16 protein-coding genes are annotated in these 14805 nt (G+C 52.3%); 5 read left to right on the top strand and 11 right to left on the bottom strand.

The genetic code is table 11. The features are described 5' to 3' along the window. Positions 1–285 precede the first annotated feature (285 nt). Positions 286–1398 (top strand): PleD family two-component system response regulator, encoded by a 1113-nt coding sequence (locus DWB84_RS00080; protein WP_187407734.1) that lies wholly within the window; start codon positions 286–288, stop codon positions 1396–1398. Between the two features lie 5 nt (positions 1399–1403). On the opposite strand, the gene recJ is transcribed toward DWB84_RS00080, so the two are convergent. The 10 genes from recJ to ffh form a co-directional block, all read right to left on the bottom strand. Next, positions 1404–3131 (bottom strand): single-stranded-DNA-specific exonuclease RecJ, encoded by a 1728-nt coding sequence (gene recJ / locus DWB84_RS00075; RefSeq protein WP_187407733.1) that lies wholly within the window; start codon positions 3129–3131, stop codon positions 1404–1406. A 116-nt stretch (positions 3132–3247) separates the two neighbouring features. Next, entirely contained in the window at positions 3248–4066 is an 819-nt protein-coding gene (locus DWB84_RS00070; protein ID WP_187407732.1) for a nitrate- and nitrite sensing domain-containing protein, read from the bottom strand. A gap of 280 nt (positions 4067–4346) precedes the next feature. Further along, positions 4347–5747 (bottom strand): threonine synthase, encoded by a 1401-nt coding sequence (thrC, locus tag DWB84_RS00065; protein ID WP_187407731.1) that lies wholly within the window; start codon positions 5745–5747, stop codon positions 4347–4349. Between the two features lie 20 nt (positions 5748–5767). Next, positions 5768–7072: a homoserine dehydrogenase gene (locus DWB84_RS00060; RefSeq protein WP_187407730.1), complete on the bottom strand. Its 1305-nt coding sequence runs from the start codon at positions 7070–7072 to the stop codon at positions 5768–5770. A 158-nt stretch (positions 7073–7230) separates the two neighbouring features. Beyond that, positions 7231–7998 (bottom strand): DsbC family protein, encoded by a 768-nt coding sequence (locus DWB84_RS00055; protein ID WP_187407729.1) that lies wholly within the window; start codon positions 7996–7998, stop codon positions 7231–7233. Positions 7999–8188: 190 nt separating this feature from the next. Next, positions 8189–8545, bottom strand: a complete 357-nt coding sequence (gene rplS, locus DWB84_RS00050; RefSeq protein WP_187407728.1) for a 50S ribosomal protein L19 — start codon at positions 8543–8545, stop codon at positions 8189–8191. Between the two features lie 68 nt (positions 8546–8613). Next, positions 8614–9378 (bottom strand): tRNA (guanosine(37)-N1)-methyltransferase TrmD, encoded by a 765-nt coding sequence (gene trmD / locus DWB84_RS00045; RefSeq protein ID WP_187407727.1) that lies wholly within the window; start codon positions 9376–9378, stop codon positions 8614–8616. Between the two features lie 24 nt (positions 9379–9402). After that, positions 9403–9939 (bottom strand): ribosome maturation factor RimM, encoded by a 537-nt coding sequence (gene rimM, locus DWB84_RS00040; RefSeq protein ID WP_187407726.1) that lies wholly within the window; start codon positions 9937–9939, stop codon positions 9403–9405. 3 nt (positions 9940–9942) lie between these two features. Then, the gene (gene rpsP, locus DWB84_RS00035) at positions 9943–10188 is read right to left on the bottom strand and encodes a 30S ribosomal protein S16 (RefSeq protein ID WP_187407725.1); all 246 of its coding nucleotides are present in this window, start codon (positions 10186–10188) and stop codon (positions 9943–9945) included. Between the two features lie 198 nt (positions 10189–10386). Continuing rightward, positions 10387–11763: a signal recognition particle protein gene (ffh, locus tag DWB84_RS00030; protein ID WP_187407724.1), complete on the bottom strand. Its 1377-nt coding sequence runs from the start codon at positions 11761–11763 to the stop codon at positions 10387–10389. A gap of 153 nt (positions 11764–11916) precedes the next feature. Here ffh and DWB84_RS00025 point away from each other — a divergent pair, with 153 nt between their 5' ends. Both DWB84_RS00025 and DWB84_RS00020 read left to right on the top strand, forming a co-directional pair. Next, positions 11917–12711, top strand: coding sequence for an inner membrane protein YpjD (locus DWB84_RS00025; RefSeq protein ID WP_187407723.1), 795 nt, complete (start codon positions 11917–11919; stop codon positions 12709–12711). Positions 12712–12871: 160 nt separating this feature from the next. Continuing rightward, positions 12872–13216 (top strand): DUF3135 domain-containing protein, encoded by a 345-nt coding sequence (locus tag DWB84_RS00020; RefSeq protein WP_187407722.1) that lies wholly within the window; start codon positions 12872–12874, stop codon positions 13214–13216. On the opposite strand, the gene DWB84_RS00015 is transcribed toward DWB84_RS00020, so the two are convergent. Beyond that, on the bottom strand, positions 13186–13497 hold the full coding sequence (locus DWB84_RS00015; protein ID WP_187407721.1) for an NGG1p interacting factor NIF3: 312 nt from the start codon (positions 13495–13497) through the stop codon (positions 13186–13188). The two genes, DWB84_RS00020 and DWB84_RS00015, sit on opposite strands and share 31 nt — an antisense overlap. Before the next feature lie 71 nt (positions 13498–13568). Between DWB84_RS00015 and DWB84_RS00010 the strand changes: the two genes are divergently transcribed. Together DWB84_RS00010 and DWB84_RS00005 are read left to right on the top strand one after the other, a co-directional pair. Further along, positions 13569–14411 carry a 6-carboxytetrahydropterin synthase gene (locus DWB84_RS00010; RefSeq protein ID WP_187407720.1) on the top strand — a complete coding sequence of 281 codons (843 nt, stop codon included), beginning with the start codon at positions 13569–13571 and terminating at the stop codon, positions 14409–14411. A gap of 114 nt (positions 14412–14525) precedes the next feature. Beyond that, positions 14526–14747: a DUF2061 domain-containing protein gene (locus tag DWB84_RS00005; protein WP_187407719.1), complete on the top strand. Its 222-nt coding sequence runs from the start codon at positions 14526–14528 to the stop codon at positions 14745–14747. The last annotated feature ends 58 nt before the right edge of the window (positions 14748–14805 follow it).

The following is a 14805-nucleotide window of genomic DNA, read 5'->3' as shown; positions in this document are numbered from 1 at the left end:
ACTGAAAACCGTTACACTAAGCTTCTTTTCCCCCGCGGACTGCATCGTTTTTTGCATCAATATCCGGCAGTCAGCCGAGGGACGCGGCATCGATCTGGCCCGCGCCGACCTGCAGATGCCCCGCCACTTCTCCCACAGCTTTATTGTTGTTCGCTGCTTTGAGTTGAGACTTACCGAACGAATCGGCGCTCTGTTTTGTTGTCTACTGTGCACACGCGGCAGAGTTATGCGACCCGCTTGTGGACGTCATACATCTGCCGGACTCTGTTTAGAGAGAGGTACACCATGGAAAATCGGCCGAAGATTTTGTCCATTGACGACAACGACGCAAACCAAAAGCTGGTGGAGCGGGCGCTGGGCGGCGATTACGACGTTAAAACCGCCATGTCGGGCCTTTCCGGCATTGAAGCGGCGGTGACCTTCAAGCCAGATGCCATTTTGCTCGACGTTGATATGCCAACGATCGATGGATTACGCCTGTGTCGCATGATCCGCTCCGAGCCTTTATTCGCCTCCACCCCGATTCTGTTTGTCTCTGGCCTCGACAGCCAGGAAGACCAGGCGCGCGGCTTTCAGGCGGGCGGAGATGACTACATCAGCAAGCCCATTGATGTGGAACTCCTCCGCCAAAAGCTGAATTTCAATCTGCAGCGCGCACTTCTTTTGGATCGTCAGTCCTCTGCCTCCAATGATTCCCTGGCGCTAGACCAGAACACTCAAAGCCTGCACGACTTTTTGCTCAGTCTGATTTCTTTTCGGGGAACACAACAGGAGTTAGGGCAATTAGTGCTGGATGCATTGGATAAATTGGGTCTGAAGGGCGCGGTTTATCTCCACGCCAGCGGCGACATTTTTTCTTCCATCGGTCCACTGACCGATCTGGAAAGCATGCTCCTGCAACAAGCGACACGGCCCTACCCGTCCGAATATTCCGCCCGCTACCTGTGGGGCTCCGACAATCTCGGCGCAATCATCCAGAACATGCCCTTGGCGCGGCACGAGCAATACCAACCGTTGGTGCAAATCCTGACCACACTATTTAGCGCTACCAATCAAAAGATTGTGGAACTGGCGCGACCGACCGTTACCAAGCTCACCCCGCAACGCCAAAACCCGCCATCCGTGGACTACGCCGGCATTCAATTGCACGGCTATAAACTGGAGTGCGCATTGGAGGATTTGGAGAACAGCAGCGAGCAGAGTCTTGCGAAAGTCTGCCAGCGCCTGCAAGAGCTTTCACTTCAACCCGACAAAAGTCCGCAAGAGCAACAGGCGCTACGAATGCTGCTGGATGACTGTATGAAAACCCGCTTGGCGATTTACGACCAGTGTCTGGAAATCCAATCCCAATACAGCCACATAATGGCGCAGCTGGGAATGAAGGTCGCGTTTAACTGACGCGCTTAACACGATTCCAGATAATCCACCATCAGCTGCACCGAGCGTGTACCGCGGAATTCGTTGACGGCGAGTTTATAGGCCGCAATGACCTTCTGGCAGTTGGGGTTCGGCCATTGGGCACGGTCGATATTGAACACAATGGCATCCACCACCATGTCCGGCCTGGAAGCTGGCGCCAACACCAGCTTCAAGTGCTTCTCACCCACTACCTTCTGATTGACCACGTGGAATTGGCCATCGAACACCGGCTCAGGAAAGGCCTGCCCCCAAGGACCACCCTCCTCCAACTGTTGCGCCAGCGCCAAAGTGAAATCATCCGCCTGAAGCTCACCATCGCTTTCAATAACCGGCTCCAACCCTCGATCACCGAGATGGCGCGCGACCACAGATGCGAAGGCCTGGGAAAAGAGTTCGAGATGGTGTTTTTCCAGACTCAACCCGGCCGCCATGGCATGACCACCGAATTTGGTTAAGAGGCCGGGATGTTGCGTCGCGACTTCGTCGAGAATATCGCGCAGATGCAGACCTGGAATACTGCGCCCTGAGCCTTTGAGCGCGCCGTGTTCATCGTCGGCAAACACAATCACCGGTCTATGCCAGCGATCCTTGATGCGCGACGCCAATATGCCGATGACGCCCTGGTGCCAGTCCTCGCGATATAAACAGATGCCAGAGGGCAGTTCTCCCTGCATGGAAACCAGCATGGCTTCGAGATTCGCCGCTGCCTCTTTTTGCATCACCGCTTCGATAGCGCGGCGGTCACGGTTGAGCATATCCAGCTCCTGCGCCAACGCTTGAGCTTCTCCCTCATTGTCAGCCAACAGGCAGCGTATCCCGAGACTCATATCGTCCAGTCGCCCGGCGGCGTTAAGGCGAGGTCCGACCACAAAGCCCAGGTCCGTGGCGGAAATTTTGCGCCAATCGCGCCCGCCCACACTCAAGATCGCCCGTATACCAGGACACGCCAGCCCGGCTCGCATACGCTGCAACCCTTGGGCGACCAAGATGCGGTTGTTGAAGTCGAGCGGCACCACATCGGCGACGGTTCCCAAAGCCACCAAATCCAAAAAGGACGCGAGATTCGGCTCAGGGCGCTCGGCGTTGAACCAGCCAATCTCCCGCAGGCGCGTCCGCAACGCCGTCATCACGTAAAACACCACACCCACGCCGGCGGCGGATTTACTGAGAAAATCACAGCCGGGCTGATTCGGATTGACTATGGCATCGGCATCCGGCAATTGCGCACCGGGTAAATGGTGATCGGTCACCAGGACGCGTATTCCGAGAGCATGAGCGCGCTCCACCCCCTGAATACTGGCGATGCCATTGTCCACCGTAATAATCAGATCGGGTTTGCGCTGTGCCGCCACCTCGACAATTTCCGGTGTCAGGCCATAGCCGTATTCAAACCGGTTCGGCACCAGAAATTCGGTATTGCGATGGCCGAAGGCGCGCAGACAGCGCATCGCCAGCGCCGTGCTGGTCGCCCCATCCGCGTCGAAGTCGCCGACGATCATAATGCGCTGGTTTTCCTGTAGCGCCGTCACCAGCAGCGACAAGGCCGCTTCCAAGCCTTTAAGGGAAGGTTTGAGCAGGCGTTTGAGTTCGTATTGCAGCTGTTCTTCGTGAGTGACGCCGCGGGCGGCGTAAAGCCGGCTTAAAATGGCCGGCGTATTGGGGAAGGCTTGAAGGTCTGCTGTCGCCTGGCGGCGTTTGATCAATTTGCGCATAGTCTGGCCGAGCAACAAAATTGCTCGGAAGTTTAGCGCGATTTGCCGTGCTTTTCTTATGTCTTCAAACCTGAGCGTCTTAAGTCTGCAAATCCTCAGTTTTTAAGTGTTCAAATTCAGTGCGCCAATCGCTGATGCACTTGCGACAACTGCTGATCAAACCGCTTAAACAGTTGATCCAAGGTTTTGGTGGCCTCGGCATAGAAACCGCTCGCCTCAACTCCCGGCGCGTCCTTCAACAACTGCGCATCGACATAACTGAGAAAATCCAGAATGCGCTGCAAATTATCGCCGTCGATACCGGCCCTATAGTTGGGCGAGTCCAGACTGGTCAGGATTTCCTGGCTGAGTTCCTGTAAATCCTCGCGCGTTTTATTTACCGCGATTTCATCCTGGTGATTTGCAACTGTCGCGATTGCGGTACCCAGCGCGCGCATCTGTCCCACATATTCCGCCAGAGTCAAAAGGTCGCGCCATTGGCTGCCACCGGGCACATCGTGCAGGTGATGTTCCACCGCAATTTCATCCACCAGCGCCAATACATTTTTAATCAGCAGCGTGTGTTGATGGATTGCGTCAGATACCGAGAGCCGATGCATGCTTCCGATCAAGCGAGTCCAATGTTCAACAATGGATAACCAATCGGCGTGCTGGTTCATCCATTCGCCCACGCCGTTGATTGCGTCTATGTCCTTAAAAACCTGTTTGCGGACTTCGCTCAGGTTTTCTTCCAGTGCCTGCTCGCCCCCCAACACCCCTGCGGACAAACCTCTATGCCGTTGCAGGTGCGTAATCAGGCGACGCATGGCTTGCAACCACAAAACACCCAGTATCTGTTTTTGACGCGCAGTCTGGTGCAGCATCATGCCGATCACCATAAATGCCGTCACCACCAATACCGGGATAATTTTGGTTATCGGGGCTAATTCACCCATCGAACGCCTCTTGTTTCTATCTGGACACAATTGCTCACTACGCAACCAACGGAGCAATTAATATTCCAGCCCCAAAATGATGATTTGGGCGCAATTAAAGGAATAAAAATGCGCCATCAGAAAATTTAAACGACACAATTTGGTGCAGACGTACGAGGTAATGCTCCTGAAGGGCTCAGAGCAATCAGAGAAAAGTGTTAAGAATGCAGGGAATGTTAGGAAAATGATCAGACCGAATATTCGATCTGACCGTTTATTTAACGCAGCGCGCGCTTAAAAATCACGCGCGAATATTGGAGCTGATAAAGCTTTTCAGGCTGGAGAGATCGTTGGCCAGCACCTGATAACGCTCATCGCGCGCTAACAGATCGCGCATATGGTGTGGCAGCGCAGGGTCACCCTCTGCGACGGCTTGCTTAACCGCTTCCGGGAATTTCGCCGGATGCGCAGTCGCAAGGCAAATCATCGGAGTGGAAGTATCGCGACGGGTTTTACGCGCAGCCTGAACACCGATCGCCGTGTGCGGATCCAACAGGTATTCGGTGTTTTCGTACACGTCTTTGATCACCGCAACCGTTTCTTCATCGCTCAGGCGATAACTGCTGAACAAGGCGCGCGCTTTATCCAGTGCGGCGGGAGCCAAATGCAGAGCTCCGGAGTTTTTGAACTCGTTCATCAAGGAATTGATCTGCGCACCATCGCGGTCGTACAAATCAAACAACATGCGCTCGAAGTTGCTGGATACCATGATATCCATACTGGGCGAGAGCGAATGTTGCAGCGGTTTTTTCGTGTGGTCGTTGCTGCTGATGCAACGGTGCAGAATGTCGTTGCTATTGGTGGCGATCACCAACTGGTCGATCGGCAAGCCCATGCGCTTGGCCAGATAACCCGCAAAAATATCGCCGAAATTTCCCGTGGGCACGGAGAAAGCCACTGGACGATGCGGCGCACCCAAAGCCAGGCCCGCATAAAAGTAATAAACGATTTGCGCCATGATGCGCGCCCAGTTGATCGAGTTGACCGCAACCAACTGTCTTCCAGCAGGCAAGAACGACTGATCGGAAAAGCTGGCTTTGACCAAATTCTGGCAGTCGTCGAAATTGCCTTGCAGCGCGATATTGTGGACATTCGGCTCCAGCACGCTCGTCATCTGCCGGCGCTGCACCTCTGACACTCGCTGATACGGATGCAAAATAAAAATATCGACGTTTTCGCAGCGACGGCAGCCTTCAATTGCTGCGGAACCTGTATCCCCTGAAGTAGCACCGAGCACCACCACTTTCTGTTGGCGTTTGGCCAAGATGTAATCCAACAGATTACCGAGGAACTGCAACGCGAAATCTTTGAACGCCAAAGTCGGGCCTTGGAAGAGTTCGAGCACCCACTCGTTGTGGCCCGTCTGCACCAGCGGCGCAATGGCCTGGTGGCGGAAGGTGTCGTAGGAAGAATCGATAATGCGCTTCAGATCCGCATCCGGAATCGCGCCGGCGACAAACGGAGAAATCACTTTGAACGCGAGATCTCTATAGCCCAAGCCCGCCCAGGAAGCGATTTCCGCATGGGAAAACTCGGGCAGAGTTTCAGGAACGTACAACCCGCCGTCGGTAGCAAGGCCGGTCAATACCACATCTTCAAAACCAAGTGCGAGGGCCGCACCTCGTGTACTGATATATTTCACAACGAATAACCTTGGAAAAATTAAGAGAGAGATTCCACCCGGATCTTCACCACTTTGTGGTGGATGCTGTCCAACTGCTCGATCTGCTGAATAGCTTCATTCATATGGCTCTCCCGCACGCGATTGGTCAGCAGAATAACCGGCACTTCGGTTTCTCCCTGCCAAGGCTGCTTCTGGATAAGCGCTTCTATACTGATGCCCGCATCGCTGAGGATTTGCGTGATCTTGGAAAGAACGCCCGGCTTATCAACCACGGACATGCGCAGGTAATAGCTGGTTTTCACGTCGTCGATCGGCAGAATGGGAAATTCTTTCAACTGCTCAAACCGTGTCCCGAGATAAGGAGCACGCACATCCTGGTCCACATTCAATGTTCGGCTAATGTCCATGATGTCTGAAATCACCGCCGATGCCGTCGGCTCGGAGCCTGCGCCCGGACCGTAATACAAAGTCGGCCCAACCGCATCCCCTTTAATGACCACCGCGTTGGAAACACCGTCGACGTTGGCGATCAGGCGGCGCTCAGGAATCAGTGTCGGATGAACTCGCAGTTCCACCCCATTGTCATGCTTGCGGGCAATGCCCAGATGCTTGATGCGATAGCCCAGTTCACCGGCATAAGAGACATCCACTGGCGATATATTGCGAATGCCTTCGGTGAAGACCTTGTCGAACTGCAGCGGCATACCAAACGCCAAAGCTGCCAGAATCACCAGCTTATGCGCAGCGTCTATGCCTTCCACATCAAAGGTCGGATCCGCTTCGGCATAGCCTAATGCTTGAGCTTCTTTCAATACGTCCTCGAAAGCGCGCCCTTTATCGCGCATTTCCGTCAGGATGAAGTTGCCGGTACCGTTGATAATGCCCGCCAGCCACTCAATCCGGTTGGCCGACAAACCCTCGCGCAGGGTGCGAATAATCGGGATACCACCTGCTACCGCCGCCTCAAAACCAATGCTCACTCCCTTTTCATTCGCCTTGCGGAACAACTCATTGCCGTGCTGGGCAATCAAGGCTTTATTGGCTGTAACAACGTGTTTGCCGTTGGCGATCGCGCGCTCTACCAGCTCTTTGGCGACCGAGGTCCCGCCAATCAACTCCACCAAAATGTGGACATCTGGATTGTCCGCAACCTCAAAAACATCTTTCGTAACAGGGATACCGTCGAGATCACAATTTTGACGATTCCGTCGGGCACCGATCTGAGCGATCCGAATATCACATCCCGTGCGCGCCGTGATTTCTTCGTGGTTGCGCACTATGACATTCACCGTACCGCTACCGACGGTACCCAGACCGCATATACCGACGTTGACAAGTTTCAAACTGACACCTCATTGATCACAGCCCCTGAAAATCGGGGCCCAAAAAGATACGCAACCATACTGGCGCGATCTAGGGCTGTCAATTGGAGGCAGAGGGAGGATGGATACCAAGGCACCGGAGGAGGTGCCTTGGTGAAGAGCGCAGGATCAACGGGGGATTAGATACCGACCATTTCGGCCAAGCGGGCAGGCTCGACATAGCCGCCGATCAACTGACCATCTTCAAATACCAATGCCGGGGTACCGCTCAGGCCAATTTTTCGGCCCAGATCGAATTGCGCGGCAACAGGGTTTTCCGCACACACGTTTTCTGGAATCTCTTCCAGGTTTTTCAGCTTGGTAATCGCTTCGTTGCGGTTTTTGGAGCACCAGGCAGAGGCGATTTTATTGTAGGACTTGGAAGGGATACCGGCGCGGGGATAGGCCAGATAGCGGATCTCGATGCCGAGGTCGTTATATTCCGCCACCTTGGAATGGAGCATACGGCAGTAGCCGCAATCCACGTCGGTGAACACATACATAACCTTCTTAACATTCCCTTTAGGGGAGAAAACGATCGCATCTTTTTTGTTAACCCCTGCGATCAACTTGGCGCGCTCTACGTTGCGCTCCTGATCGGTGAGATTCACGATCTTGCCGGGCGACAGTTCATAGACTTCACCCGCAATAAAATACTTGCCATCTGCAGTGGCATATACGACTGGACCATCTCCTACCTGAGTCTTATAAAGACCTGGAATCACAGAGGTTTCAACGGAAGTCACGGTCAGACCTGGCTTAGCGGCCTGGATTCCAGCAGAGATAGTCTGCTTCACTTGCTCCAAATTGGGTTCTTTTTTCGCTTCGGCGGCGTACGCACTGGCGGCCACAACCATACTCAGGCCAAAAATAGAGCGAAGAGCAATGCTGAAAGGATTTTTTTTCATAGGAGATTACTTCTCAATCGTTATGGACACCCGTGCGCAAGCGCGACGATCTACCGAAGACACTAGATCCAGCGGCCGGTTCCGTAATATGGCAAGGGTGATTGCAAGAGGCAAGTGGCGATAAGATTTTTGTGAATTACCGCCCTAGAAATGAAAAGCGGCCCAGAGGGCCGCTTCATTTGAAAGGGAATTAGTTGAGCTTCTCTTTGATACGAGCCGCTTTACCAGCCAATTCACGCAGGTAATAAAGCTTGGCTTGACGTACGTCACCACGACGCTTCACTTGGATATCAGCAACTTGCGGGCTGTGAGTTTGGAAGGTTCGCTCAACGCCTACACCGTGAGAGATCTTGCGCACAGTGAAAGAAGAGTTCAAACCGCGATTGCGAATCGCGATAACAACACCTTCATAAGCCTGCAGACGCTCGCGATCACCTTCGATTACGCGCACCCGAACAACGACAGTGTCACCAGGAGAAAACTCTGGCACGTTTTGTTTGAGCTGCTCGTTTTCCAGCTCTTGAATGATCTTGTTCTTAGAACTCATAGCATGCTCCACACAATATGTAGCTTCTCAGCTACCAATCAACTTTGCAAAAACGGTAATCCGCCAATTTATACTTCAGTATCTTTCGCTGCCTTATACGCCTCTAACAGCTCGTGCTCGGCAGGGCCTAACTGAATTCTTTCCAGCAAATCCGGCCTACGCTCCCAGGTTCGCCCCAGGGATTGCTGTAGTCGCCAGCGCTCTATTCGCTTGTGATCACCGCTCAACAAAATGGCGGGGACCTTCTGCCCCTGGTAATCCTCAGGGCGCGTGTAATGGGGACAATCAAGTAGACCTTTTACGAAAGAGTCCTGCACTGCAGAATCGGCATCTCCTAAAGCCCCGGGAATCATTCGGGTCAGCGCGTCGATCATGACCATGGCCGGCAACTCGCCACCACTCAACACATAATCGCCGATGGACCATTCCTCATCGACTTCGGATTGGATGAATCTCTCATCAACCCCTTCGTAGCGTCCCGCTATAAATACAATATTTTCCTGCGTCGCCAGCTCGGCAACACCCGCATGACAAAACCTTTTGCCCTGCGGAGATAAATAAATCACTTTGATCTCACCAGCACGAGCACCTTGATCAATCAGGTGCTTTCGAGCCGCTGCCGTTGCCTGACGCAACGGTTCAATCATCATCACCATTCCCGGACCGCCGCCATAAGGCCGGTCATCCACAGTTTGATGGCGATCTGTCGTGAGCTGCCGCGGGTTAATGCAATGAAGGCTCAACAACCCCTTCGCTACCGCCCGCCCGGTGATGCCGTAATGCGTGACCGCCTCAAACATCTCCGGAAATAATGTCACTACCACAATTCGCATAACCCGCGCCGTTTGTTTGCCGGGTTAAAACTCCGGATCCCACATTACATATATTGCTCTGGCATCCAGGTCCACTTTCCGGACATAAAGATCGGGCACATAAGGCACCAAGCGTTCACGGGCATCAATGCTGTCAGGGCTTGGCCGAACCACTAATACGTCGTTCGCCCCTGTTTCCAGCATCTCGGAAACCACTCCCAATATCTGGGGGGCTCCTTCTTCCGTGATCACCTTTAAACCGATCAATTGATGCCAGTAATAATCACCAGCGGGTAGCTCAGGCAACTCAGCAGCGTCGACCTCGATTTCGGCGCGCCCAAATTGGGCTGCGATATCGCGGTCATCAATGCCTTTAAAGTGCACAACCAAGCCTTGTGGGCGAAGGTTGTACGCATCCACCTCTAGGGTCTTAATTCCTGTCGCCGTTTTGATTCGCCAGGGATTGTACTCTAGGATATTTTTTTCCGGCTGAGTGAAGGATCGCACCTTAACCCAGCCTTTTACTCCGAATACGCCCGCCAACTGCCCAACGACAATGCTTGTCGACGGAACATCTGCCATAAATTAAGCAGTTTTGGATTCTTTGATCAGCTTGCCAACTCGTTCTGACACTTGAGCACCAGTGCCCAGCCAGTAGTTCAAACGCTCAGAATCCACACGCAGTTTGACTTCTTGACCGCGAGCAATAGGGTTAAAGAAACCAATACGCTCAATAAAACGGCCATTACGTGCACTGCGGCTATCAGTGACGGTCAAGTGGTAGAAAGGACGCTTTTTGGAGCCTCCACGAGCCAGTCGAATGGTTACCATGAATGTTCAATTCCTATTAAAAGATTGACCTAACGCCGCAGCACTCACCGCAACGTTGAATAATAAACACGCTGTGCGGACCGCCAGATATAGGGGGTCCGCAGAAGGCCGCGTATTCTAATCGAAAGAAAAATGTGTGTATAGAGTTTAAGCACAGAGGCAGGCGAAATTTGCCTGCCTTAGGTCACAAACTGGAACTCAACGACCGAATCCTGGCGGCAATCCACCGCCACCACCCATCATTCCGGACAGGCCGCGCATCATTTTCGACATGCCGCCGCCCTTGAGCTTTTTCATCATCTTGCCCATTTGCTTGTGCTGTTTGAGCAAACGATTCAAGTCCTGGATATCCGCACCGGCACCCTGAACGATGCGGCGCTTGCGCGAACCATTCAGTATCTCCGGGTCACGGCGCTCAGCAGGCGTCATGGAGTTGATAAGAGCTTCCATTCTTTTAAATTGTTTGGTGACATCAGCCTGTTCGGCAATTTGCGCGATATTGCCCATGCCAGGCAGCTTATCCAACACTGACCCGATGCCGCCGAGATTTTGCATTTGCTGCAACTGGTCGCGCAAATCTTCGAGATCGAAGCCTTTACCCTTTTTGACTTTCTGAACCAGCTTCTCGGCTTTTTCCTTATCCAGCTTCTGCTCGGCCTGTTCGATCAGCGACAGTATGTCGCCCATCCCCAGGATTCGGGACGCCAAACGGTCGGGGTGAAACGGCTCCAACGCATCAACCTTTTCACCCATCCCCAGAAACTTGATCGGTTTGCCAGTGACGAATCGGACCGACAAAGCCGCACCACCACGGGCATCGCCATCGGCCTTCGACAGGATGACACCGGTCAATGGCAGCGCATCGTTAAACGCCTTGGCGGTATTGACCGCGTCCTGACCGATCATGGCATCAACGACAAACAAAGTCTCGATAGGATTCAGAGCCTTATGCAGATCCTGGATCTCTTTCATCAACTCTTCATCAATATGCAGACGACCAGCGGTATCGATGATCACCACATCCGCGTGAATCTTTCTTGCATGGGCAACGGCGTTCTTGCCTATGTCGATTGGCTGTTGATCAGGGCTGGAAGGAAAGAACTCGGCCGACACTTCTGTAGCCAGCGTCTCGAGCTGCTTAATAGCAGCTGGACGATAAACGTCAGCGCTCGCAACCAGAACCTTCTTCTTTTCTTTGTCTTTGAGAAAGCGCGCCAACTTGGCCACAGTGGTCGTCTTACCGGCACCCTGCAAGCCGGCCATCAGAATAACTGCTGGCGGCTGCACCGCCAGATTCAAGCGCTCATTCGCCTCACCCATGACCTGGGTCAGCTCACTTTCGACGATCTTTAAGAACTGCTGGCCCGGGTTAAGCGCTCTCGATACCTCTTGACCCAAAGCACGCTTGCGCACTTGATTGACAAACGCTTTGACAACCGGAAGCGCTACGTCAGCCTCGAGTAGCGCTTTGCGCACTTCTCGCAAAGTATCCTGAATATTGTCGTGGTTGAGCCGAGCTTTGCCGGTAATGCTCCGCAAGCTACGACTGAGGCGATCCGAAAGGCTTTCAAACATAGGCGTATGAGTATCTCTTCAGTGGTCCGGATAAATTGGCGGGCAGTATATCGCCAAAGATTGGTAAAGACGACCTGCTACCAAGCCCTTGCCAAGCATCTGGCGCCCCTCTACCCTTGCTCTTTTGCAGCCTGTCCACCAAGAATCTGAGCCATGCCCATAACAATCGCGATAACTCTCTATAGCATTGCTTGGTTACTGCTAGTCCGAGCCATTAGCCGTCGCCGCACGCATTTCCCGGCGCTTTTCAATGGCATATTGGCGCTCGCTTTACTGGCGCACGGATTTGGGATCTATAAGCAAATGGTGATGCCAGACGGCTATCACTTTGCGTTTTTCAAGATATCCTCCCTGTTTTTCTGGACGGCCAACTTCTTGGTGTTGCTCAGTAGCCTACGCAAACCGCTGCACAATCTGTTTCTTGTCACTCTCCCGATTTCGATTTTTGCGCTGCTCAGCAGTCTCTATACTGAACCGGATGCCGCTAGTGTGTATTTAAAGCTGAGCACCAGCTCGGCAATACACATACTTTTGTCGATCCTCGCATACAGCACTATGATCGTCGCCACTGGACAAACGTTATTGCTGGCATTTCAGAACTACAAACTCAAACACAAACATCCAACTGGCTTGATCCGCCTATTCCCGCCTCTGCAAACCATGGAAAAGCTGTTATTCGAGCTGCTGTGGGTGGGTGAGATTTTGTTGACTCTGGTGATCATCACCGGTGTTTTTCAAATCGAAAATATTGCCGCACAACATCTTCATCACAAAATCGTCTTCACCGTTCTCGCTTGGCTGATTTACGCGATTTTGCTGTGGGGAAGACACCATCTCGGCTGGAGAGGAAACTCGGCGATACGCTGGAGTCTTTCGGGGTTTGCAAGCTTAGTACTGGCTTACCTGGGCAGCAAATTCGTTTTAGAAGTCATTCTCGGTATTAGCTGACCACTTGGTTAATGCCGACTCTCTCACATTCCTTTCAAAAGCTTTCAAAACAGCTCACAAATTGCTCTCATATAACCAATCGCTATAGGTTTTTTGGGTTACACCCTTAAATCGCTATGTTAGGCTCGTTCACGTTTTAACCAGTACACGAGCCAATACCATGAGCGGTTTAGATATTGAATATTTATTTGAACTTGCCAAACGCGATCCTGAAGAGTTGGAAAGCTGGCGCTTGCGCGAAATTGAGAAATTGATCAACAGCGCCCCCGAGACCTTACGCCACAGGCTTCGCGGCCTACAGTTTCAGATCGATTGCAAGCGACGCCTTCACCCCACTCCCATGGGGGCCTGCATTGCCATCAGCCAAATGATGATGGATTCGCTGCTCAATCTCCGACTTTCTATAACTGGAGAAGGGATTAGTCCGCTTAAACCAGCGCGAGCGCAGGTAATTCCAATGGGCGCATCTCGAAGTCAAATGTCTATGAGCGGCCACGCGCCATAAGCCGGTTCCTCGTACGGATGTGCACGCTTCATAGCCGCGACGACATCCCGCAGCACCGCCTCTTCGCAAATCATTTCCAGCTTGTATTCGCGGACATAGGTGAGCTGATTGATTTCACCTAAAGTAGGATTGCTGTGTGGCAGCGGTTTAAACTGCCCCTGCCCCAACGTCTGCCAAGCGCATTGCTCATAGCGTTCCGTTCGCCCCGCTCCCGCCTCAAACATGGCTGACTTAACGGTCTCAAGGGCATCCTCCGGAACATAAACAGCTATTTTTATCATTTAAACCTCACATGACCGGTTTAACCGTAAAATAGGCATCTCATTTATCCCATCGAGCAATCACCACAATTATGCGTTTATTTGTCGACAATCTGACCAACATTGATTTCAGTTATCTGTGCCCAAAACGTGGACTTGTGGGTGAAACCTGGCTCGCGAATGTGGAGCTCGCGGGAGAATTGGACGAGCAAGGCATGATTTGCGATTTTGGGATCGTAAAAAAGATCCTCAGAAATTGGCTTGAACACCGTATCGATCACTGCCTGCTGGTTCCTGCAAACAGCCCAGAGGTCAAAACAGATACGCAAGGAAACCAGCAACTCGCGTCCCTCCAGTTTGATAATTCCAGCATAGAAGTCTCTGCACCGACTGAAGCCATCACTCTTATAGATGTAGCGGAGGTAACCCCAGAGAGCGTCGCTGACTGGTGTGCGGCGCAAATGAAAAAGGAATTCGGCTCAACCGTAGCGCAGGTAAAACTCTCCTTTACTACGGAACATATTGAGTCTCCCTACTATCACTACAGCCACGGCTTAAAGAAACACGGTGGCGACTGTCAGCGAATTGCTCACGGCCATCGTTCCAAACTTCTGATTTGGCGCAACGATGCTTTATGCATGGATGCGATCCAACGTTGGGCTTCTTCCTGGAAAGACATCTATATAGCTACCGAAGAAGATCTGATTGCCAATGACGGCAAGAGCTACACCTTTGAATACACATCCTCACAGGGCTTTTTCCGTCTGAAGCTCCCCAAAACCTCTTGCTACATGATCAAAACCGACTCAACCGTCGAATTTATCGCCCAACATCTCGCAAATGAAACTGCCCGACACTACCCGGGAGATCGCATCCGGGTCAAAGCATTCGAGGGCATTGGCAAGGGCGCAATAGCGGAAGCACTTAATCACTAGCCCTCCGCATCACGGCTAAAATAGGCCTAGGCTATTGTCTCGATATGAACAATATACTTTTCTAATGAATGATAACGATTATCATTAAAGAAAAGGCGTTCGGGAGAATTAGCCATGTTGAAGACAATGACTTTTGCTATCACCCACTTCACAGTGGCATTTACGGTTGCGTGGTTGTTAACCGGTAATTTTGTTGTGGGTGGCCTGATTGCTTTAGTGGAGCCTGCGGTGAACACGGTTGCTTACTACTTTCACGAGAAGGCATGGGAGAAGATTGGTAAAGCTGGGATTGAAGCAGGAACTGAGGTCAAGACCAAACACGGATTGGTGTGTTAGGAAGGGATGCAAGGAGAAGAAGATGTGAAGGATGTAGGTGTTCTTTTCCCCAACTGCA

It is taken from the genome of Saccharophagus sp. K07 (assembly GCF_014336955.1).
GTDB lineage: Bacteria > Pseudomonadota > Gammaproteobacteria > Pseudomonadales > Cellvibrionaceae > UBA5868.
The sequence above is the reverse complement of the archived record's forward strand: the minus strand, read 5'-3'. Positions and strand labels throughout refer to the sequence as shown.

Excerpts from the sequence above, each read along its gene's own strand:
- DWB84_RS00015 (WP_187407721.1), bottom strand. The coding sequence starts at position 13,497 with ATGATAAAAATAGCTGTTTATGTTCCGGAGGATGCCCTTGAGACCGTT.
- rplS (WP_187407728.1), bottom strand. The coding sequence starts at position 8,545 with ATGAGTTCTAAGAACAAGATCATTCAAGAGCTGGAAAACGAGCAGCTC.
- DWB84_RS00005 (WP_187407719.1), top strand. The coding sequence starts at position 14,526 with ATGTTGAAGACAATGACTTTTGCTATCACCCACTTCACAGTGGCATTT.
- recJ (WP_187407733.1), bottom strand. The coding sequence starts at position 3,131 with ATGCGCAAATTGATCAAACGCCGCCAGGCGACAGCAGACCTTCAAGCC.
- DWB84_RS00070 (WP_187407732.1), bottom strand. The coding sequence starts at position 4,066 with ATGGGTGAATTAGCCCCGATAACCAAAATTATCCCGGTATTGGTGGTG.
- DWB84_RS00080 (WP_187407734.1), top strand. The coding sequence starts at position 286 with ATGGAAAATCGGCCGAAGATTTTGTCCATTGACGACAACGACGCAAAC.
- ffh (WP_187407724.1), bottom strand. The coding sequence starts at position 11,763 with ATGTTTGAAAGCCTTTCGGATCGCCTCAGTCGTAGCTTGCGGAGCATT.
- DWB84_RS00010 (WP_187407720.1), top strand. The coding sequence starts at position 13,569 with ATGCGTTTATTTGTCGACAATCTGACCAACATTGATTTCAGTTATCTG.
- DWB84_RS00055 (WP_187407729.1), bottom strand. The coding sequence starts at position 7,998 with ATGAAAAAAAATCCTTTCAGCATTGCTCTTCGCTCTATTTTTGGCCTG.
- trmD (WP_187407727.1), bottom strand. The coding sequence starts at position 9,378 with ATGCGAATTGTGGTAGTGACATTATTTCCGGAGATGTTTGAGGCGGTC.
- DWB84_RS00025 (WP_187407723.1), top strand. The coding sequence starts at position 11,917 with ATGCCCATAACAATCGCGATAACTCTCTATAGCATTGCTTGGTTACTG.
- rimM (WP_187407726.1), bottom strand. The coding sequence starts at position 9,939 with ATGGCAGATGTTCCGTCGACAAGCATTGTCGTTGGGCAGTTGGCGGGC.
- DWB84_RS00020 (WP_187407722.1), top strand. The coding sequence starts at position 12,872 with ATGAGCGGTTTAGATATTGAATATTTATTTGAACTTGCCAAACGCGAT.
- rpsP (WP_187407725.1), bottom strand. The coding sequence starts at position 10,188 with ATGGTAACCATTCGACTGGCTCGTGGAGGCTCCAAAAAGCGTCCTTTC.